We start from the raw sequence: 20,347 nt of genomic DNA, 5'->3' as shown, positions 1-20,347 counted from the left end.
GCCGCGTGGGCTATTGCAGAGCCGCGGCCACCAGCTGGCGGATTTCTGCATCGGACACGCTTCCGCCGTGCACCAAACGGTCGAAAATCAATCCGTCCACGCAGGTCAGCAGCGTGATGGTGCGGTCCCCCGCGTTCGCGACGCGTTGCGTGGCCAGGAAGTCGTGTACGAGCTGTCGCCCGGCGTTCTCGCGGGGCACGAGAATATCCCGCAGCTCGGGGTGGTGAACGCTCTCGATGGCGCACGCGTAGCGGGCGAGGGTACGCCTGCGCCCCTCGCCCGTGAGCCGCCGCTCGGCGAGTGCGGCGATCCCGGTCACCAGGTCCTCGGCATCGCGCGGAACCGGTGTCCGGTCCCCGGTCTCCTGGAGTTCGGCCTGGTCGACCGCGACCAGCCGCCGGACCAGGGCGGTGAGCAGCGCCTGGCGGGTGCGGTAGTAGGCGGAGGTGGTGCCGGGCGGCAGCTGCGCTGCTCGGTCCACCGCGCGATGGGTCAGTCCTCGTATCCCGGTCTCGGCGAGCACGTCGATGGCCGTGTCGGCGAGAAGGGTGCGTCGGTCGGTGGGCACACCCTATTTCTACACCTGTAGAGGGGTCGGGGTACGCTCCTCCCGCATCGGCTTTCTACATCCGTAGAAGACCGCGGGGCGGACCGGAGTGAGGAGCGGGCATGGGCGGCAGAGCTGTGGTGGTCGGGGGAGGCATCGGTGGGCTGGCCGCCGCGATCGGCCTGCGGCTGATCGGCTGGGAGGTGACGGTCGTCGAACGCGCTCGGGTGCTCGCCGATGTGGGCGCGGGCATCTCCCTGCACGCCAACGGCCTCCGCGCCCTGGACGCCCTCGGCGTGGGCGAGGCGGTGCGGGCGGTGGCCCGGCCGCAGTACACCGGAGGCACCCGTACCCCCGACGGCCGCTGGCTGGCCCGGATGGACGGAGCCGCGCTCGAACGCGCGCTGGGCACACCGATCGTCGGCATCCCCCGGGCCGCGCTCCACCGCGTCCTGCGCGCCGCCCTGCCGCCCGAGTGCCTGCTCGTCGGAGCCGAGGTGTCGTCCGTCGACCGCTCCCACCCCACCCGCGTACGGGTGCCCCTCGACGGCGACGCCCTGGACGCGGATCTGGTCGTGGCCGCCGACGGGGTGGGCAGCCGGCTGCGCACCCAGCTGTTCCCCCGGCACCCCGGCCCCGCCTACAGCGGGTCGACCGTCCTGCGCGCCGTCACCGAGCACCCCGTCGCATTGCGCACCGACTTCGAACTGACCTGGGGCAAGGGTGCCGAATTCGGCCACATCGCCTTCGCCGACGGCCGGGCCGAGTGGCACGCGGTGGTCAACTCGCCCGCCGGGGTGCGACCCGCCGACGCCCTCGCCGCGATGCGCCGCCGGTTCGGCGGCTGGCACGCCCCGATCCCCGCGCTGTTGGAGGCCACGCGGCCCGACGCCGTCCTGCACCACGACATCCACGAACTCGCGACACCTCTGCCCGCCTTCACCGCGGGCCGAATCGCCCTGCTCGGTGACGCGGCCCACGCCATGACCCCGAACCTGGGCCAGGGCGCCTGCCAGGCCCTCGAAGACGCGGCCACACTCGCCGCCGCGCTCGCCACCGAGCCCACCGTCCCCGCGGCACTGTCCCGTTACGACACCGAGCGCCGCCCGCGCAGCCAGTCCGTCGCCCGCGCCGCTCGCCGGGCCGGCCGGATGGGGCAGCAGCTGACGCACCCCCTGGCCATCGCCGTGCGCAACACGGCTCTGCGGCTGGCTCCGTCCCGCGCCACCGTCCAGGCCGTCCTCCGACACGGCGACTGGGCACCACCGCGTCTGCCACTCGCTCGCTGATCATGTACGACGATGGGGGCGCACGGGGCACGAGCATGCCGCATCGAGTTCCGAGGCCGCTGGCCTCGGCTGTTCTACGGAGTATTCATGATCACAGTGCTGGGAGCCACCGGCGGACAGGGCGGCGTGGTGACACAGGCGTTGCTGGCGTCGGGGCAAGGCGTTCGGGCTGTGGTCCGTGACCCCGCGCAGCCGCGGGCACGCCGCCTCGCCGAGCAGGGGGTGGACGTGGTCCCCGGCAACCTGTCCGACGCCACGTCGCTGACGGCGGCCTTCGTCGGCTCGTCAGCCGCCTTCGCGGTGACCACGCCGTTCGAGTCGGGCACGGACGCGGAGGTGCGACAGGGCCAGGCGATCATCGAGGCCGCCGGCCGGGCGGGGCTGGCACATCTGGTGCTCGCCTCGGTGGCCTCGGCGGACCGCTCCACCGGCATCCCCCACTTCGAGAGCAAGGCGCGGATCGAGCGGATGCTTGCGGAGACGGACCTGCCGGCGACGGTGATCGCGCCGACGTACTTCTTCGAGAACACGCTGGGCAGCCTGGACGAGATCGCCCAGGGCACGCTGTCGCTCGCGGTGCCCGCTGACACCCCGCTCCAGCAGGTCGCCCGCCGCGACCTGGGCGCGGTGGTGGCCGCTGTGACCGCCGACCCCGGGCGGTGGATCGGACAGCGGGTGGAGGTGGCGGGCGACGCGCCCACGCCCCGGCAGATGGCCCAGGTGATCACCGCGGCGGCCGGCGGCCCGGTCGAGTACCGTCACGTGCCGCTGGACCTGGTCCAGCAGGCGAATCCGGACATGGGGGCCATGTTCACGTTCCTCACCGAGACCGGCTACAGCGTGGACATCGACGCGCTGCGCGCCGACTTCCCGGGCGTCGCCTGGACCTCCTTCGCCGAATGGGCCGCCGAGCAGCGGTGGCCGAAGCCGCGTCCGCTCGGCTGAGCCGCCATCCCCCGGGCCGTCGACGCCCCTGCCGCTGCCGGACTCCTGTGGCGCCTCGGCCCGTTGCGCGAAGCGCTCGCCGCCCGGGCAGTGGTGTGATAACAGGGAGTGTCCATTCCCCGAGCCGAAGGAGCACAGGAGCGGTGGCAACGATGAGACTCGACGTTCCGTTGAAGAAGGCCCTGGTGGTGCGGGGCGGATGGGAGGGACACCAGCCCGTCGAGGCCACGAAGTTGTTCATCCCGTTCCTCGAACGCAGCGGATACGAGGTGCGAGTCGAGGAGTCGACCCAGGTCTACGCCGACGCCACGACCATGTCCGACACCGACCTCGTCGTGCAGTGCGTCACCATGTCGGAGATTTCCGCCGACGAGGTAAAGGGCCTTGCCGGGGCCGTTGCCGCCGGCACGGGCCTCACCGGCTGGCACGGCGGCATCGCCGACTCCTTCCGAGCGTCCTCGGACTATCTCCACCTGGTGGGAGGCCAGTTCGCCGCTCACCCCGGCAAGGATCCTTGCGCGCGCCGGGGCGAGCCGGAGGACAACTACCTGCCGCACACCATCGACATCACGGATCTAGGACGCGACCACCCCATCACCGCGGGCGTCGGCGACTTCGCACTGGACACCGAGCAGTACTGGGTGCTCCACGACGACCTCATCGACGTCCTGGCCACCACCACGCATCCCACCCGCCCGTGGCAACCGTGGCCCCGCCCGGTGGTCTCCCCGGCGGTCTGGACACGGTGCTGGGGCGCGGGCCGCGTCGTCGTCACCACACCTGGACACAGCGTGGACGTACTGGAGAACCTCAACGTTCGCACCATCATCGAAAGGGGCATGCTGTGGGCGACCCGCACCGCGTCGGCATCGTAGGACTCGGCGTCATATCCCGTGCCTACCTGGACACGCTCGCAGGCCGTCCATCGGTGAGGATCACCGCGGTCGCCGACCTCGACGCCACCCGGGCCACCGCGGTCGCCGCCGAGTTCCCCGGGGCGGAAGCGATGACCGTCGAGGGGCTGCTCCGCGACTCCGACGTCCAGACCGTGCTCAACCTCACCACCCCGGCGGCTCACGCCGAGATCGCGCTTGGCGCGATCGCCGGAGGTAGGAACGTGTACAGCGAGAAGCCGCTGGCCACGACCTTTGATGACGGGAAGGCGATCATCGAGGCCGCCGCCGCGGCCGGCGTCGGCGTCGCCTGTGCGCCGGACACCGTCCTGGGCACCGGCACCCAGACGGCGCGCGCGGCGATCGACGCCGGACTCGTCGGACGCCCACTCGCCGCGCTCGCCGTCATGGTCACGCCGGGACATGAGCGCTGGCACCCCAACCCCGACTTCTACTACACAGACGGCGGGGGCCCGCTGCTGGACATGGGGCCGTACTACGTCTCGGCCTTGGTCCACCTGCTCGGGCCGGTCCGCTCGGTGATCGGCGCGTCCAGCCGCCTGCGCGGCGAGCGCGTGATCGGCTCCGGACCCCGTACGGGAGAGAGGATCCCGGTCGAGGTCGACACCCACGTGTCCGCTGTGCTCGAGCACGTCGGGGGTGCGATCTCCACGCTCACGACCAGTTTCGACGGCACGGCCACGACGGCTGCCCCGATCGAGGTGCACGGAGAAACCGGAACGCTCGCGGTACCCGACCCCAACCACTTCGACGGTGAGGTACGGCACTTCGGGCTCGGCGGCACCGATTGGCGACCGCTCGAACCGTCAGCCGGCTACGTCGGTGGCACCCGGGGCATCGGTCTCCTCGACTACCTGGCCGCCGACGCCCGACGCCCGGCGCGCGTCAGCGGCGAGACCGCCCTCCATGTGCTGGAGACACTGAGAGCCGTCCTGCGCTCTTCGGCCGAGGGAAGGCGCATCGAACTGACGACCTCGGTGAACCGGCCCGAACCGGTTCCCCTGATCCCCGCCGACCAGTGGTGATCAGCACCGGACGGCGGTCTCGCCGATCGAGCGGTGACGCAGGTCAACGAAGGCCGTGGCGGTCCGCCCAGGCCGAGATGGCCGCGGCGATCAGTGCCGGCTGGTCCTCCGGCGTGTGATGCCCGGCGACGGCCTCGGAGTGTTCGATCTCCAGCCCGGCGATGTTGTCCGCACACCAGGCGATGAGGCCCTCGTGCATCATGACTCCCGGCCCGGGCGCGAACGTGAGCAGGAGCTTGGGCACATCGGGGCTGGCCGCCAGCCACCGGTCGTACGCCTCGACCCTGGCCACGACGTCGGCGGGCTCGCCGCCCAGCGGCATCGAGCGCGCCCACCGCAGGAGCGGCAGCCTGCTGTCCCGGGTCGGGTACGGCTTGCGGTAGACGTCGGCGTCACCCGGGGCGAGCGGGGTGGTGAGGCTGTCGGACAGGCCCTCGAGGAAGACGGCATCGTCGAGCATCATCTTCTCGCCGATGCCGTCCGTCTTGATCGCCTGGAACAGCTGCCGGCCGCCCTCGGGAAACTCCTCCCAGGTCATCGGCTTGACGATGGTCTCGGTGAACGCGATGCCGCGCACCCGGTGCGGATGGCGCGCGGCCCAGTCGAAGGCCAGGGCTCCGCCCCAGTCGTGCCCGACCAGGATCACGTCCTGAAGGTCGAGCGCGTCGAACCAGGCGTCCAGGTAGCGGGCGTGGTCGGCGAAGGTGTAGTCGATATCGGGCTTGCCCGACTCCCCCATGCCGATCAGGTCGGGGGCGAGCAGACGTCCGCCTCCGACAGCCGTCATGACGTGACGCCAGAGGTACGACGAGGTCGGGTTGCCGTGCAGGAAGACGATCGGCACCCCGGTGCCGGACTCCCGGTAGCGCATGGTCGAGTCGTTGACGTGCTGAACAGGCATGTTCCAGTCCTTTAGCTCAGGTTGAGGTGGGTGATGCGGTCGACCGCGATCTCGATGACCACGCGGCCGGGCGGGGCGGGCGGCGGCGTCCCGTAGCGCGCGGTGTAGCGGCGGGCGCCCTCGGCCACCCGCTCGGCTGCCGTGTGCACGGTGGCGGGGCCTTCGAGCGTCACCCACCGGAACCCCACCGCCTGGCAGAGCGCCGCGCGCCCGCCCGGCCCCGCGCCGAGGTTCCTGGCTTTACGTGTGGTGCCGACGGTCAGGACCCGGGCGAGACCCGCCCGGGCGTCCCAGGTGAAGCGCACCGCGACCACATGGGGCGAGCCGTCGGGGCGCAGGGTGGTCAGGGTGGCCACCCGCGGCTCGGTGAGGAAGGCCTCGGCCGACGCGCTCAGCGGCGCGCTCACCGGAAGGCCGCGACGTTGCGTTCGGCCCAGGCGGCGAAGGTGCCCGGCGCCCGGCCCAGGACGTGCGTGACGTCGGGGCTCACCCGCCGCTCCTCGTCGGTGGGTTCGCCCAGGATGGCCAGAGTGCCCTCGACCACGGGCAGCGGCATGAACCGCGCCATCAGCTCGTGGGCCTCCTCCCGGGTCTGCTCGGTGAAGCGCACCGGTTCGCCCAGCGCGGCCGCGATCGCCGCGGCCCGCTCGCGCGGGGTGGTCGGCGCGGGGCCGGTCAGGGTGTACGTGGCGCCGAGGTGGGCGTCTTGGCGCAGGACGGCGGCGGCGACCGCGGCCACGTCCTCCGGGTCGATGAAGGGCAGGCCGACGTCGCCGAAGGGCGCCGCGGCCTCGCGCCGGGTACGGATCGACTCGGCCCAGGCGAAGGCGTTGCCGGCCATCCCGCCCGACCGCAGGATCGTCCAGTCGAGACCGGACCCCCGTACGGCCGCCTCGAACAGGCCCGGGTGCCGGTAGGCCTTGGGGCGGGTCCCGGCGCCCTGCGAGGACAGCAGCACCACCTTGCGGATCCCGGCGGCCTTCGCCACGCCCAGGACGCCCTGCGGGTCCTCGCCCGCCACCAGCAGGAACAGCGCCTCCGCGCCGTCGAACGCACCCCGCAGACCGTCCGGATCGGCCAGGTCGGCGGCCACCGCCCGCACCCCCGGCGGCACATCGGTGTCGGTGATGTGCCGGGCCACGGCCGTCACCGGTACCTGGGCCTCGGTCAGCGTCCGCACCAGCGCCCGCCCGACGTTCCCGGTCGCACCCGTCACCACGATCATGTCGATCTCCCCGCTCCATAAGTTAGTTAGTCCACTGACTCACTCGGTATGGCGAGACGCTAGCACAGTCCCACCACCGGCTGTCTATAGTGAGTCGGGTGACTGACTCAGAGGATTCGCCGCCCCCTCCGCGCAAGGCCGCCGGCAAGCGGCAGCGGCTGATGGCCGCCGCGGCCCGGGTCTTGCACGAGCAGGGCGTGGAGCGCACGACCATCGCCGACATCGCCCGCGCCGCCGATGTCCCGGCGGGCAACGTGTACTACTACTTCAAGACCAAGGACGACCTGATCGAGGCCGCCCTTTCCGAACACGTCGCCCAGCTGAAGACCCTCACCGACCGGCTCGACGCGCTCCCCGACCCGCGGGAGCGCCTCAAGAGCCTGGTGGCCGCGTGGATCGGCGGACGCGACATGGCGGCCCGTTACGGCTGCCCCACGGGCACCCTCGCCGTCGAACTCGACAAACGCGCCGAGGGCGGCCTCGACCTCGCGGCGGGAAAGGCCATCCGGGGGCTGCTGGACTGGGTGGAAGAGCAGTACCGCCAGATGGGCCTGGCCGACCCGGAGGGCCTCGCACTGACGCTCGTCGGCGCCTACCAGGGCATGTCGCTGCTCTCCAACGCCCTCCGCGACCCGGAGATCATGACCCGCGAGGGGGCCCGCCTCACCCGCTGGCTGGACACCCTGGCCTGAAGCGGCCCGGCCGTCGAGCAGGTGTGATGCCCGTCGCTGCCGGGCGCCGAACTCTGGACTCCGGCGCGTCGGTGTGTCACTGGTTTCTCATGGACCTCAAAATCACCGCGACCTCCCCCGAGCACCCGGCCGCCCTCCTGGATCTCCCGTGGAGCATCCCGCTGGAGCAGTGGCCGGACGAGTATCTGGTCGCGCTGCCGCGTGGTATCTCGCGCCATGTGGTGCGGTTCGCGCGGGCGGGTGGGGAGGTGGTCGCGGTCAAGGAGGTCGGCGAGTGGGCGGCCGTGCGGGAGTACGGGCTGCTGCGGGACCTGGACCGGCTGGCCGTGCCCGCCGTGGACGCGGTCGCGGTGGTCACGGGGCGGACCGATGCGCACGGCGAGCCGCTGGAGCCCACGCTGATCACCCGCCATCTGGTGGGCTCGCTGCCGTACCGGTCGATGTTCGAGACGACGATGCGGCCCGGCACGATCAAGCGGCTGCTCGACGCGCTCGCCGTGCTGCTGGTGCGGCTGCATCTGAGCGGCTTCGCCTGGGGCGACTGTTCGCTGTCCAACACCCTGTTCCGGCGGGACGCGGGCGCGTACGCCGCGTATCTGGTGGACGCGGAGACCGGGCAGCTCCATCCGCGGCTGACGGGCGGGCAGCGCAGCTATGACCTCGAGGTCGCCCGGGTGAACATCGCGGGCGAGCTGATGGACCTGGAGGCGGGCGGGTCGCTGCACCCCTCCGTGGATCCGGTGCTGTTCGGCCGGGAGATCGTCGAGCGGTACGACGAGCTGTGGCATGAGCTGACCCGCGAGTCGGTCTATCCGCTGGCCAAGCGGCACTACATCGACCGGCGGGTGCGGCGGCTGAACGACCTCGGTTTCGATGTCGCGGAAATGCAGATCCAGCGGTCACCCGATGGGGATACTGTCACTTTTCTGCCGAAAGTCGTGGACGCCGGACACCATCAGCGGCAATTGTTGCGGCTGACCGGTCTTGACGCGGAGGAGAATCAGGCGCGCAGTCTCCTCAACGACCTGGATACGTGGATGGTCTCGCAGGACGACTACGCCCCGGGCGACCCGCTCGGCGCGCGCCCGGAAGTGCTCGCGCACCGCTGGGTGCGCGATGTCTTCCGGCCCACCGTGCGGGCCGTGCCCCTGGAGCTGCGGGGTTCCACCGATACCGCGCAGATCTACCACGAACTGCTCGAACACCGCTGGGCGTTGTCCGAGGACGCGGGCCGGGACGTGGGGATCGAGGCGACGGTGGCGGACTATGTGCGGACGGTGCTCGGCCCCCGACAGGCCGAATTCGGAAAATAATCCGCGGATCATTTCCACTGGAATATGGATCAGTAATCGCGTGAACTGCGGTTTTCCGGTAATCCGCACCCCGCTCCGTGCATCAATGGCGCGTGTTTGATAGAAATCCTTCTCGCTGCCGTTCCACATATTCATGTGACCGGTGCGACCATCCCTGCGAGAAGGAGAATTGCGATGTCCCAGCCGCCCCCGCCGCCCGGCCCCGGTTATCCGCCGCCGGGCCCACCGGGACCGCCGGTGCCACCGCACATGCCGCAGCAAGGGCCGCCCCCGGGGCCGCCGCCGGGCGGGGGCAGGGCGAGCCGCCGGCGGCAGTCGAAGTCGCCCGTCGGGGTCATTGTCGGCGCGGTGGTGGCGCTCGCGCTGGTCGCCGGCGGCGTCTGGTTCGTCGTGGGCCAGGACTCGGGCGACGGCGGGGGCGGGAAGGGCGGCGACTCGGCGTCCGGGGCCGTCGACGCGTCGGTGCTGGGTGAGGTCCCGATGCCGAAGGTCGCCGACATGGTCAAGACTCCGGGCATGTGGGTGACCGACAAGAACCTGGTCAAGGCGGACGTCAAGAAGATCGTCGGCTATCCGCTCACCGGCGGCGCCGCCTCGTGGGAGATCCCGCTCGACGGCGAGCTCTGCTGGGCGTCGCCGCAGATCACCGAGGCGGGCCTGACCGCGGTCCTGTTCGAGGACGACTCGCAGGACCCCTCGGTGTGCACCCAGGTCGGCCTGGTCGACCTGAAGAAGGGAAAGCTCGTCTGGACGAAGCAGGGCCGTGAGACGGGTGAGCTGGCGTCCGACAGTCCCATCATGTTCGACGAGGTGACCATAGGCGGCGACACCGTCGCCGCGGGCGGCATCAGCGGCGGCGCGGCCTGGTCGATCGACGGCAAGCCGCAGTGGATGCCGGACTCGGACGAGGACTGCTCGGACAACGGCTACTTCGGCGACGGACCGAAGCTGATCGCGGTGCGCGAGTGCGAGGTGTCGGACACCCCGCAGCTGGAGATCCAGACGGTGGACCCGAAGACCCGGGCGGTGAAGTCCTCGTACAAGGTGACGTCGGGCATCGAATACGCCCATGTGGTGTCCACCGACCCGCTGGTCATCGGCGTCAACGCGGGCAGCTCGCAGGGCTCGGGCGTCTCCGACTTCCTGGCGATCGACGACAGCGCCAAGGAGGGCAAGCTGCTGAGCAAGTTCGGCATGGACGGTGGCAAGTACGAGGCCGACTGCGCGGCGACCAACGTCGGGGGCTGCTCCGAGATCGTCGTCAGCAAGTCGGCGAACGCCCTCTATCTGGCCACCGACTACCGCGCGAGCGCCGCGTCGGGCCCGTCCAACGAGATCGTCGCCATCGACCTGAAGACCGGCAAGGTGACCGCCAAGGCCGACGGCGCCGAGGGCGGCCCGCTGGTGCCGGTCACGCTCGACAAGGACGGCTCCCTCATCGCGTACCAGGAGGCCACGCTCAGCCAGGGCAGCGCGGTCTGGCGTATCGACACCAAGTCGTACGAGAAGAAGAAGCTGATGCAGAACCCGGAGGAGACCGCGTTCGGCGAGAGCACGTCCCTGCACCAGGAGATCGTCTACACCGGCGGGCGGCTCTACATCGGGAAGTCCAGCGCCATGAAACCGTCGACCGAGTCCGGCAAGAAGGTGCCGCTGGTGCTGGTGCTCGGCGCGAAGTAGCCCTCGGTGGCGGCGATGCGCGGCTGCACCGCGCGGCGCGGGCTCCGCCCCCGGACGGGGGTCTGGGGCGGAGCCCCCGCGCGGCCGGCCGCTACTCGCCCGCGGGCAGGTCGAAGGTCAGCCCCTTCAGCCGCTTCTGCTCGTACGCCTCCGCGATCGCCCGCCGCCGCAGCTTGCCGCTGCTGGTGCGCTCCAACTGGCCGGGGCGCACATAGTGCACATCCGTGGCCCGCACCGTCACCCCGACCGTGCGCACCAGATGGTCGATGATCCGCGCCCGGCTGCCCTCGATGTCGTCGCGTGCCGTGCGGTCCACCTCGGTCAGGACGATGATGTCCGCGCCGATCTGCAGCACGGCGGTGCGGCCGTCGCGCACGAAGTCCAGCCGCTCTATCGCCTGCTCGAAGTCGGACGCGAAGTAGCTCTGGCCGCCGACCTTGATCCGGTCGCTGATGCGGCCGGTGATGAACAGCTCGCCGTCGTCGAGGAAGCCGATGTCGCCGGTGGCGTAGTAGCCGTCGTCCCCCGCCAGCGGGGCCTGTTTGTCGAGGTAGGAGGCGGCCAGGCTGCCTCCGGTCAGCTCGATCTCGCCCAGTTGGCCGTCCTCGCACACCCGCCCCTGCTCATCGCGGAGGCGCACGGTGTACTCCGGCATCGGGCGGCCCACCGAGATGGCCGGCACTCCGGAGGGGGTCTCGACGCTCCGGATCTCGCTGTTCACCGGGCGGCTGGAGACCAGCAGCACGGCCTCGGCCATGCCGTAGCAGGGCATGAACACATCGCGCCGCAACCCGGCCGGGGCCATCAGGTCCAGGAAGGCGTTGAGGTTGGGCAGATTGATGGGTTCGCTGCCGAGGTAGATCGACCGCACCCGGGACAGGTCGATCTCGGCGAGCTCCTCGGCGTCGAGATCCTGCATCAGCTTGAGCGAGTAGTCGACCGCGAAGTTCGGGATCACCGTGCCGGCGGCCCCCTCCCGGGCCATGTGCTCCCACCAGCCACGGGCGTCGAACAGGAAGGTCACCGGCTCGGCGAGCAACAGATCGCACCCCGCGGCGAGGCAGGACAGCAGTCCGCCGACCAGCCCCATGTCGTGGTAGAGCGGCAGCCAGCTGCTGACCCGCTCCTCGGGCTGCCGGCCGTCCGTGCGGGTGATCATGATCAGGTTGGCGCGGAGCATGTCGTGCCGGACCGGGATCCCCTTGGGGAAGGACGTCGATCCGGACGAGAACTGTACGAACGCCAGCTCGTCGGCCGCGGGGGTGCGCAGCCGGGCGCCGGGCTTGCGGATTCCGGCCGGCGGCAGCGGCAGGCCGGGGACCGGCAGGTCGAGCGTGGCCAGGGTCGGGGTCTCCAGCGCGCGGGCCGCCTCGTAGTCCCGCGCGACCCGGCCGAGGAAGTCCAGATAGGACTCCCTCGGCGTGTCCAGGACCAGCGGCTTGACCGACAGCGGGACGGCGCCGAGCTCCATGAGGCCCAGGAAGGCGAAGATCACCGCGCTGGAGGTCTCGAACGGGAACAGCACCCGCGTCCCGGGCTCGATGCCCTGGTCGCGGAAGAAGTCGGCGTACGCGGCGACCTGCTCCGGGAAGTCCTGGTAGCTGATGAACTCGGGCGGGTCGATGAACTTGTCGTACAGGTACAGGCCCCGTTCGGGCGGGCACTCCTGGTTGCGCTGAATGTGTTCGAGCACCGCGCCTCTCCTACTCCTTGGTCGTGTCGTCGGTGGCGTCGCCATGGGCGTCGCCGGAGGGAGCAATCCCGCGCGTCCAGGCCACGAGCTTGGGCAGCACCTGCTCCTGGGCGCGGGCGCCGCGGATCACATCGACGTGGCCGGGGTCCCAGCTCAGTCCGGTCTCCCGGCCGAAGAGGGTGAACTCCGCGCCGCCGCCCAGGTGGTCGGCCAGCTTCCGGGCCCGGGCGGGGGACGCGTGGAAGGTGTCGCCCGCGCCGATCCCGACCAGCACCGGCAGCGTCACCTGTGCGAGGGCCTGCCAGTAGTCCGTCTGTCCGTCGGCGCTGCGGAAGGCCCCGGAGGGGGCCCACTGGGCGAACTGCCGCATCAGCCCGGACGGTTCGTCCCACCGGCCCTGCTTCAGCGCCCGCGCCGGGAACCGCCCCACCAGCCGGGAGATCACCGCGGAGAAGGTCACCTGGGCCCGTTTGGACAGTCCGCCGTCGCTGTAGTCGTTGACGGCGGAGGAGACGGTGACCACCCCGGCGAGTCGTTTCTGCAGGCCGGGGTCGACGCCGAGCGCGGCCAGGGCCGCATAGCCGACCATGCTGTGCGCCAGGACGAACAGCGGCCCGTCATGGGTCGCCGACACCGCCCGGATCAGGTCCGGCACGTCATGGCGCACATAGGTGTCGAAATTCCAGTCGTAGGCCCGCCGCTCGGGCCAGCGGCTGGGGCCGTGGCCGCGCAGCGAGGCCACGTACGCGGTGAAGCCCTCGTCCAGGAACGCCTTCGCGGGCCCCTGCCCGGACCTGCCGAGGAAGAACCCCCCGTCCGCGAACAGGCCGGGGAGGAAGAGCACACCGGGCGCTCCCCCGTCGTCGGCCCCCGGCCGCACCTGCCTGAGGTGCAGCTCATGGCCGTCGGATGTCGGCACCCAGCGTTCGGTCTCCGCCGGATCACCTGCCGGATCGTCTGCCGTGCTCATCGCGCTCTCCATCCTTGCTCGTGCAGCCTCGTTCAGGCTCCTTCAGTCCGGGACGGTCGAGGCCGCAAGGAAGTCCTGCATCGAGACCAGGCACCGCTGGGCGGCGTCCAGGAAGGCCACGGTGACCAGGGCGTCCACCGCGGGGCGCGCCGCCTCCGGAAGGTGGAGGCGCTGCCGGAACCGCGCCCGGAAGGTGAGGTCGTCCTCGTCGAACTCCTCGGCGGACGGCGACTCGAGAGATGTACGCACCTCGACCTGGCCACGAGGGATCTCCGCCAGGTAGTCGATCTCGGTACGGGCGACCACCGCGATCATGCGGTCGCCGTGCACCAACCCCTGGCGGCCGAGCCAGTCCCACCGCCCGGCCTCCAGGTATTCGAGCGCGACCGCGTTGTTCACATGCCCCAGGGCATCGAGGTCATTGGGGCGCACCGGCAGGGTCAGCCGGGATTCGCCGAAGAACACGTCGTACCGCCCGATTGGTCGTGTCGAAGAAACGTGTCAGTGCCGAGGTCCCACCGGTCACCATGACCACGGCGGATACGAAGCCGCCGCTGTGCGAGAGGGAAACGCTCACCCGCAGCCGGTGCCGGGCCAGATGGCCCGCCAGCGCTCCGTGGGCCTGGAACCGCGGTGCGCCACGGTGGTCGTGGACCAGCTCGGCATCGGTCCAGAACCAGGTCTCATCCGCCGCCGGAATTGCTTTGAAAAGAGCTTCTTTGGCCGCGAACGCCCCCGCCATGCTCTCCAGGGGGGAGACCTTCGATTCGAAGTGGCGCAGTTCTCCGCGGGTGAAGAAGACATCGGGTTCGCGGAGAGAGGAGGCGACCTCCAGTTCACTGATCAGCTGGAGGTCGTGCCCCAGACCGATCAGCTCCCGACGAGATCCATCCACGTGTCCTCGACCTCTTCACGGGAATGGACCTCGATCCCGGTGATCTTCTTCAGGGCGCCGCAGATGAGCTGCTCCTTCTTCTCCAGCGCCTCGGGACGGAAGTCGCTGTCACCCGTTTCGAGCTGGTCCCACCAGTTCACATGCGAACCGCGCTGCTCCAGCTGCTTCCGGGCGCTGCCGTGGAGCTCACCGTCCTCGCGGAGGAAGAGGTGGGCCACCGCGAACGCGTCCTTGGCCGGGTATTCGCCGCTGTCCACCAGCGCCTTGGCGAAGGAGACGAAGTAGTTGCGGTGCTGAATCTCGTCGGCGGCGACCTGCTTGAAAATGCGGCGCAGCCCCGGATCCTCGATGACGTGCTGGCACTGGCCGTAGTTGACCGCGGCCGTGATCTCGGAGATGGCGAGCAGCACCAGGGTGCGGAGCATGTCGTCGTCGGGGAACACCTGGCGGAACTGGATGAAGGTCTCGTCCGAGATCGGCTCCATCCCGCTGAGATCGGCCAGCCGGTTGAAGACCGTCTCGTGGTGGGCTTCCTCTTCGTTCCAGTAGCGGCTCCAGGTGCCGCACGCCTCCATGATCGAGGCGACCGTGGGGTTCTTCTCCTGCCAGCGCCGGACCTCGGCCTCCGACTGCCGCTCAAGACGGTCCGCGCCAGGCTTGGTGGTCAGCTCGGCCCGGCCCGCGTTCCAGACCAGGTTGCGGTCGAGGGGGGTGAGGCTGTCCAGGTCGACGGCCTCCAGCATCTCCACGACGCTCCACCGCCGGGACTCGTGCAGCCGCTGCTGCTCCCAGGTGACGTCGACCAGGGACATGCCGCGCTTGGTCAGCGCGTCATAGAGGTCGGTGATGATGGCGGGCGGCCCGTCGGCGGCGGCCGGCCGGCGGATGACCGGGGACGAGGCGTGGTCCGTCTCGGCGATGCTCATGCGGCCGCCTCCTTTTGCGCGCGCTCGAATTCCTCGAGGAACGTCTTCAGCACGGTCGTAATCGGCGTATCGAGCGGCAGCGCCGGGAGGCGCACGCGCACACCGTAGTCCTTGCGCAATGCGTTTGCGGTGCGTGCAAACGCTTCCATGAGGTCGATGCTGTTGGTCATTTTCGGGCTGCCGGCGATCACATCGGCCAATGTCGCGTCGGCCGTGAATAGCTGCTCTTCCGTAAGACCTGCGTTCTCTGCGAATTTCTTCCGGATGTAAGGCTCTACCTCGGGTGCGACCATGGTCCAGAAGCCTACTGGCTGTCGGCTCTTTCGGCCAAGTGATAGGAACCACAAGTCAGTTGAAGCGGAGTACGCCGATCCGACTTACCGGGGGCGCGCTGAGTTGCGACGTTATTTCCAATTAGGTGCGGGCGATCGCCCTAACGCGCACCGGCCCCTTCGTCAGCAGCGTGATCCCGGCGCCGAGTGGAATGTCGCCGCCGTCCGATGCGTCTTCGATGTCGTACCCCCGCAGCAGCGTCGCCAGGCTCAGCACCGAATGCAGCGTCGAGAAGTGCTGCCCGATGCAGGCCCTGGGCCCGCCGCCGAACGGGAAGTACGCGTAACGCGGCCGGCCTTCCTCCGCCTGTGGGGTGAAGCGCTCCGGGTCGAAGCGCTCCGGATCCTCCCAGTAGGCGGGGTGGCGGTGGGCGACCCACTGGCTGACGAGAACGGCGGCACCGGCCGGGATCCGGCGGCCGCCGATGACGGTCTCGGCCACGGCGCGGCGGCTGACGGCCGGGGACGGCGGAAACAGCCGCATGGCCTCCTTCAGCACCCTCGTGAGGCGGGGCAGGGCCTCCAGATCCGCCACGGTGGGGGTGCGGCCGTCGGGGAGCACCCGGTCCAGCTCGTCGTGGACCCGCCGCTGCTCGTCCGGGTGGCGGGCCAGGAGGTGGAGGGTGAAGGTGAGCGCGGTGGCGGTGGTGTCGTGTCCGGCGAGGAAGAAGACCAGGACCTGTTCCCGCAGTTCGGCGGGGGTCAGGCTGCCGTCCTCGGCGTTCTGGGCGCGGATGAGGAGGGTGAGCAGATCCTCGGTGCCGTCCTCCGGTCCACCCGCCTGACGGTCGCTCTCCCGGCCGTCTCGCCCAGCCGTGCGCTTGCTGATGATGGCGTCGCACAGCGCGTACAGCCCGGCCTGGGCCCGGGCGGCGCGCCGGTTGGCGGGGGTCGGCCAGTCGCGGGGCAGCTTCACCGGGGACAGGGCGCGGGCCCGCGCGCGCTCGTTGAGCATCGGCAGGCTGTCCCGGACGACCTCGATGGTCTGCTCGACGTCGGAGCCGAACAGGACGCGGCCGACGACGCGCAGCGCGTATCCGCGCATCTCCTCCACCAGCTCGACCGTGCCGTCGGCGCCGCCACCGGGCGTCTTGCGCCAGCGGGCGGCGAGCGCCGCGGCCTCCGAGGTGACGGCGGTGGCGTAGCTCTCGACGCGGCGGCGGGTGAACAGCGGCTGGATGAGCCGGCGCTGACGCCGGTAGTCCTCGTCCTGGCTGGTGAGCAGGCCGTTGCCGAGGGCCTGCCGCAGCTCTTCGTAGATGACGTTGTCCTTGCGGAAGTTCGCCGCCTCCGTGGCCAGGACCTGCTGGACGCCCTCGGCCGAGAACACGGCGTAGATGTCCCGTCGCAGGCCGGGCGGCCCTGCGCGGAACCGGACGACGTCGCCGTGGTCGCGACGGGCCCGTAAGTAGGCCGCCAGAGGGTCGCCCAGGAGGTCGGGCATCGAGCCGAGCAGCGGCGTTCCCGCCGCGCACGGCACTTCGCTCACTTCGGCCCCTCCGGCCGCCGTGGTCGCTGTCGCCTTCGTCGCCATCGTCGCCTCCGGTGTCAGGCCGCCGGGGCCGTGGTGCGGCGTATGGTCATGGCCGCGAGCACCGCCACCCCAAAGGCGAAGCCGATCGAGAGATACCAGGTGTTGCGCGCTCCGCCGAGCGGGTCGCCCGCGGACGAGGTCACGATCGACACCGCGAGCGCCGTGCCGAGGACGGCCCCGAGCTGGCGGAAGGCGGCGTTGGCCGCGCTGGCGGTGGCCAGCCGGCTGGGCTCGACCCCGGCCAGGGCCACCCCTCCCAGCACCGGCCAGACCAGGCCGGCGCCCAGCCCCATGACGGCCGCCCCGGGCAGCCAGTGGGTGAGGAAGTCCGGGTCCTGGCCGCCGCCCCAGAACAGCAGCAGGGTGCCGCAGATGTAGATCAGACAGCCCGCGATGACGACCAGCCGGTCGCCGAACTTCTCGGCGAGGCGGCCGGCCGGCCGGGCCACCAGGGCGGTGGCGAGCGGCGGCGGCGTGGTGGCCAGCCCCGCGGTGAGCAGGGACCAGCGCCAGTGGCCGGTCAGGAAAAGGATGTTGTTCAGGATGACGGCGTAGAAAGTCACCGAGAACAGCATCGAGCCGATGTTGCCGCCCACGGCGTTGCGCGAGCGCAGTAGGTCGAGGGAGACGACCGGGGCCGGGTGGCGTGCGCTGCGGACCACCACCGCCACCGCCAGCACCGCCCCGCCGACCAGGCAGCCGACGGTGCGCGCGCTCGCCCAGTCCCAGTCGGGGGCCTTGACCAGGCCGAGCGCGAGCAGGCCGAGGGAGGCGCCGAGCAGCGCCGAGCCCAGGACGTCGGGGGTGGCGCCGCCGCGTTCGCGCTGCTCGGCGAGGTGCCGGCCGGCCCATACGGCGACGAGCCCGATCGGGATGTTCACCAGGAACACCGCCCGCCAGCTCCAGTGCTCGGCGAGCAGCCCGCCGAGGCCGGGCCCGATCCCGGCGGCCAGCGCCGCGGACGCGCTCCAGATGGTGATCGCCACCAGGCGCTTGGCCATCGGGAACATGGGCAGCAGCAGCGCGAGCGAGGTGGGGACGAGGATCGCGGCGCCGACCGCCTGCACCAGCCGGGCGCCGATGAGGACGGCGGCCGAGCCGGCGATCCCGCAGACCGCGGACGCGACGGTGAACGTGGCGAGACCCACCGCGAAGGACCGCCGGCAGCCGAGCCGGTCGGCCGCCCGGCCGGCGGGCATGAGGAGCGCGGCGATCACCACGTTGTAGCCGTTGAGCACCCAGGACAGGGTGGGCAGGTCGGTGGTGTCGAAGGTCTCGGCGATGTTGGGGAACGCCACGTTCACGATGGTGCTGTCCAGGAACGCCACGAAGGCGCCGAGGCAGCACAGCAGGACCAGCTTGACGGGTGGCTTGGCCGGTGGGTCGGTGGCGGGATCGTTCACCACGGCGTCCCGCGTTCCGTCGGGAGCGACCGGTAAGTCGGTCATGGGTGTCCCCTTCTGGACGGGCACGCGGTTGGTGAGCACCGGTCCTTCACCCTGCTGAGGCTGATCACGATGCTCGTTGTTACCCGTGAGTGTCAATCCCCCCGGCGGCCCTGCGGAACCTACCCCGATTCGCCCAACCCACCGCCCGCATAAGTTCGTTGACCGGCCGTCGACATTGCTGTAACACTTGCTCGCCGTGTCGATCACGGGGGGAGACGGCTCAGTTGGCTGGTCCACATGGGCGCGGGGCTGGAAGCTTCGCGCAGCTGCTGCGTGAGCGGGCGGCGCGCTCGCCCGACGCCCTCGCGTACCGGTTCGTGGCGGACGACGAGTCGGCCGTCCAGATCACCTACGGCGAGCTCGACGCACGCGCACGAGCCGTGGCGGCCGGGCTGTCGGCCGCCACCGACGGGCGGCCCGACCCCGCGCTGCTGCTCTTCGCGCCCGGCCTGGACTACCTCGCGGGGCTGTTCGGCTGCTTCTACGCCGGGGTGCCCGCGGTGCCCGCCTTCCCGCCCGACCCCGCGCGCCTGGCGCGTACGATGCCGCGGCTCGCCGCCATCATCGAGGACACCGGCTCGGACACCGTCCTGACCACCTCGGACCTCGCGCCGCTGCTGGCCGGGTGGCTCGCCACGGCGCTCGCCGGCCGCGCCCCCCGGCTGATCGCGACCGACCTGGCCGACCCGGCCGACGAGGGTGCGTCGCCACAGATCCGGCCGGACGGGCTGGCGCTGCTGCAGTACACCTCGGGCTCGACGTCGCTGCCGCGCGGCGTCATGCTCAGCCACGCCCAGCTGCTCGACAACTCCGCGAAGATCGCCCGCGGGTTCGGGCTGCACCAGGACAGCTCGGGCGGCGTGTGGCTGCCCCCGTACCACGACATGGGGCTGATCGGCGGCATCCTCACCCCGCTCTCCTCCGGCATTCCGGTGACGCTCATGTCGCCGGTGACGTTTTTGCGCCGCCCGCTGTCCTGGCTGCGCATGGTCTCCCGGTACGGCGTGACGGTCACCGGCGGCCCGAACTTCGCGTACGACCTGTGCGTACGGCGCGCGAAGGACGCGGACCTGGAGGAGCTGGACCTGTCGGGCGTCGAGCTCGTCTTCACCGGCGCCGAGCCGGTCCGCGCCGACACGATGGCGCGCTTCGTGACGCGTTTCGCGCCGTGCGGCTTCCGAGCCGAGTCGTTCTATCCGTGTTACGGGCTCGCCGAGGCGACGCTGTTCGTGACCGGCGGCAAGCCGCTGGGCGGCTGGCGCTCGGTGTCCGTCGCGCGCGACGCGCTCGAGGCGCACGGCACGGCCCGCCCGGCCGGGCCGCAGGAGCGCTCCAGGTCGCTGGTGAGCTGCGGCTCCCCCGGACCCGAAACCAGGCTGCTGATCGCCGACCCGGCCACCGGCGAGCCGCTGGGCGAGGGCGCGCTGGGCGAGATCTGGATCGACTCGCCGAGCGTCGCCGACGGCTACTGGCGGCGCCCGAAGGACACCGACGCCACCTTCGGCGCCACGACCACCACCGGCGACGGCCCGTATCTGCGCACCGGCGACCTCGGGTTCGTCCTGGACGGCGAGCTGTTCCCGGCGGGGCGGCTGAAGGACCTGATCGTCGTCAACGGGCGCAACTACCACCCCGTCGACATCGAGCGGGTCTGCGAGGCCGAGGTGGCCACGATCCGCCGCAACTGCGGCGCCGCCTTCGCCGTCGAGGACGACGAGGGCGCGGCGGAGCGGCTGGTGCTGGTCTACGAGGCGGATCCCGCGGAGAACGGGCAGGAGGACGAGCAGTACGCGGCTGCCGTCGAGGGGCTCCGGCGGGCGGTCTCGATGGAGCTGAGCGTCCCGCCGTACACGGTGGTCCTGGTGCGGCCGCGGACCATCCCCAAGACGTCGAGCGGCAAGGTGCAGCGCTGGCTGGCGCGGCGCCAATTCCTCGCCGGCGAACTCGACGAGCTCGCCCGCTGGCAGGCTCCCGCCCGGCCCGCGCGCGACATGACCACACCCACGAGGGGGAACTGA

20 protein-coding genes are annotated in these 20,347 nt (G+C 71.2%); 8 read left to right on the top strand and 12 right to left on the bottom strand.

The window, feature by feature from the left end; genetic code table 11:
• Positions 1 to 10: 10 nt before the first annotated feature.
• Positions 11 to 568 carry a TetR family transcriptional regulator gene (locus tag PV419_RS00990; RefSeq protein WP_319685679.1) on the bottom strand — a complete coding sequence of 186 codons (558 nt, stop codon included), beginning with the start codon at positions 566 to 568 and terminating at the stop codon, positions 11 to 13.
• A 101-nt stretch (positions 569 to 669) separates the two neighbouring features.
• Here PV419_RS00990 and PV419_RS00985 point away from each other — a divergent pair, with 101 nt between their 5' ends.
• The 4 genes from PV419_RS00985 to PV419_RS00970 all read left to right on the top strand — a co-directional run bounded on the left by PV419_RS00985 (position 670) and on the right by PV419_RS00970 (position 4,720).
• On the top strand, positions 670 to 1,836 hold the full coding sequence (locus tag PV419_RS00985) for an FAD-dependent monooxygenase (RefSeq protein WP_319685678.1): 1,167 nt from the start codon (positions 670 to 672) through the stop codon (positions 1,834 to 1,836).
• 87 nt (positions 1,837 to 1,923) lie between these two features.
• Complete coding sequence (locus PV419_RS00980; RefSeq protein ID WP_319685677.1) at positions 1,924 to 2,781, top strand: NmrA/HSCARG family protein; 858 nt, start codon at positions 1,924 to 1,926, stop codon at positions 2,779 to 2,781.
• 152 nt (positions 2,782 to 2,933) lie between these two features.
• The gene (locus PV419_RS00975) at positions 2,934 to 3,656 is read left to right on the top strand and encodes a ThuA domain-containing protein (protein WP_319686188.1); all 723 of its coding nucleotides are present in this window, start codon (positions 2,934 to 2,936) and stop codon (positions 3,654 to 3,656) included.
• On the top strand, positions 3,626 to 4,720 hold the full coding sequence (locus PV419_RS00970; protein WP_319685676.1) for a Gfo/Idh/MocA family oxidoreductase: 1,095 nt from the start codon (positions 3,626 to 3,628) through the stop codon (positions 4,718 to 4,720). Before PV419_RS00975 ends, PV419_RS00970 begins: the two co-directional genes overlap by 31 nt.
• 43 nt (positions 4,721 to 4,763) lie before the next feature.
• Here PV419_RS00970 and PV419_RS00965 read toward each other — a convergent pair whose 3' ends face one another.
• From PV419_RS00965 to PV419_RS00955, 3 genes are read right to left on the bottom strand one after another with little or no spacing between them, the layout of a single operon-like run.
• On the bottom strand, positions 4,764 to 5,621 hold the full coding sequence (locus PV419_RS00965; protein WP_319685675.1) for a haloalkane dehalogenase: 858 nt from the start codon (positions 5,619 to 5,621) through the stop codon (positions 4,764 to 4,766).
• An 11-nt stretch (positions 5,622 to 5,632) separates the two neighbouring features.
• Positions 5,633 to 6,028 carry a pyridoxamine 5'-phosphate oxidase family protein gene (locus tag PV419_RS00960; protein ID WP_319685674.1) on the bottom strand — a complete coding sequence of 132 codons (396 nt, stop codon included), beginning with the start codon at positions 6,026 to 6,028 and terminating at the stop codon, positions 5,633 to 5,635.
• Positions 6,025 to 6,846, bottom strand: a complete 822-nt coding sequence (locus PV419_RS00955) for an SDR family oxidoreductase (RefSeq protein WP_319685673.1) — start codon at positions 6,844 to 6,846, stop codon at positions 6,025 to 6,027. Before PV419_RS00955 ends, PV419_RS00960 begins: the two co-directional genes overlap by 4 nt.
• A gap of 98 nt (positions 6,847 to 6,944) precedes the next feature.
• On the opposite strand from PV419_RS00955, the gene PV419_RS00950 reads away from it, so the two are divergent.
• The 3 genes from PV419_RS00950 (at position 6,945) to PV419_RS00940 (ending at position 10,531) form a co-directional block, all read left to right on the top strand.
• A complete protein-coding gene (locus tag PV419_RS00950) occupies positions 6,945 to 7,538 on the top strand; it encodes a TetR/AcrR family transcriptional regulator (RefSeq protein WP_319685672.1) in 594 nt (197 codons plus the stop codon).
• A gap of 89 nt (positions 7,539 to 7,627) precedes the next feature.
• Positions 7,628 to 8,851, top strand: a complete 1,224-nt coding sequence (locus PV419_RS00945; RefSeq protein ID WP_319685671.1) for a DUF4032 domain-containing protein — start codon at positions 7,628 to 7,630, stop codon at positions 8,849 to 8,851.
• A gap of 174 nt (positions 8,852 to 9,025) precedes the next feature.
• Positions 9,026 to 10,531, top strand: a complete 1,506-nt coding sequence (locus PV419_RS00940; protein WP_319685670.1) for a hypothetical protein — start codon at positions 9,026 to 9,028, stop codon at positions 10,529 to 10,531.
• A gap of 91 nt (positions 10,532 to 10,622) precedes the next feature.
• On the opposite strand, the gene PV419_RS00935 is transcribed toward PV419_RS00940, so the two are convergent.
• From PV419_RS00935 to PV419_RS00900, 8 genes are all read right to left on the bottom strand, one after another.
• The gene (locus PV419_RS00935) at positions 10,623 to 12,224 is read right to left on the bottom strand and encodes an AMP-binding protein (RefSeq protein WP_319685669.1); all 1,602 of its coding nucleotides are present in this window, start codon (positions 12,222 to 12,224) and stop codon (positions 10,623 to 10,625) included.
• Between the two features lie 10 nt (positions 12,225 to 12,234).
• Positions 12,235 to 13,194, bottom strand: coding sequence for an alpha/beta fold hydrolase (locus tag PV419_RS00930; protein WP_319685668.1), 960 nt, complete (start codon positions 13,192 to 13,194; stop codon positions 12,235 to 12,237).
• Positions 13,195 to 13,236: 42 nt separating this feature from the next.
• Positions 13,237 to 13,659, bottom strand: a complete 423-nt coding sequence (locus PV419_RS00925; protein WP_319685667.1) for an acyl-CoA thioesterase — start codon at positions 13,657 to 13,659, stop codon at positions 13,237 to 13,239.
• Complete coding sequence (locus PV419_RS00920; protein WP_319685666.1) at positions 13,613 to 14,089, bottom strand: holo-ACP synthase; 477 nt, start codon at positions 14,087 to 14,089, stop codon at positions 13,613 to 13,615. Before PV419_RS00920 ends, PV419_RS00925 begins: the two co-directional genes overlap by 47 nt.
• Positions 14,065 to 15,015 (bottom strand): acyl-ACP desaturase, encoded by a 951-nt coding sequence (locus PV419_RS00915; protein ID WP_319685665.1) that lies wholly within the window; start codon positions 15,013 to 15,015, stop codon positions 14,065 to 14,067. Before PV419_RS00915 ends, PV419_RS00920 begins: the two co-directional genes overlap by 25 nt.
• Positions 15,012 to 15,308: a hypothetical protein gene (locus PV419_RS00910; protein WP_319685664.1), complete on the bottom strand. Its 297-nt coding sequence runs from the start codon at positions 15,306 to 15,308 to the stop codon at positions 15,012 to 15,014. The genes PV419_RS00915 and PV419_RS00910 overlap by 4 nt, the downstream gene beginning before the upstream one ends.
• 121 nt (positions 15,309 to 15,429) lie before the next feature.
• Complete coding sequence (locus tag PV419_RS00905) at positions 15,430 to 16,881, bottom strand: cytochrome P450 (RefSeq protein ID WP_319685663.1); 1,452 nt, start codon at positions 16,879 to 16,881, stop codon at positions 15,430 to 15,432.
• Positions 16,882 to 16,895: 14 nt separating this feature from the next.
• A complete protein-coding gene (locus PV419_RS00900) occupies positions 16,896 to 18,329 on the bottom strand; it encodes an MFS transporter (protein WP_319685662.1) in 1,434 nt (477 codons plus the stop codon).
• A 224-nt stretch (positions 18,330 to 18,553) separates the two neighbouring features.
• On the opposite strand from PV419_RS00900, the gene PV419_RS00895 reads away from it, so the two are divergent.
• A complete protein-coding gene (locus PV419_RS00895) occupies positions 18,554 to 20,347 on the top strand; it encodes a fatty acyl-AMP ligase (protein WP_319685661.1) in 1,794 nt (597 codons plus the stop codon).

Origin of the sequence: Streptomyces sp. ME19-01-6 (genome assembly GCF_033793745.1) — a bacterium.
Taxonomy (GTDB): Bacteria; Actinomycetota; Actinomycetes; order Streptomycetales; family Streptomycetaceae; genus Streptomyces.
The sequence above is the reverse complement of the archived record's forward strand: the minus strand, read 5'-3'. Positions and strand labels throughout refer to the sequence as shown.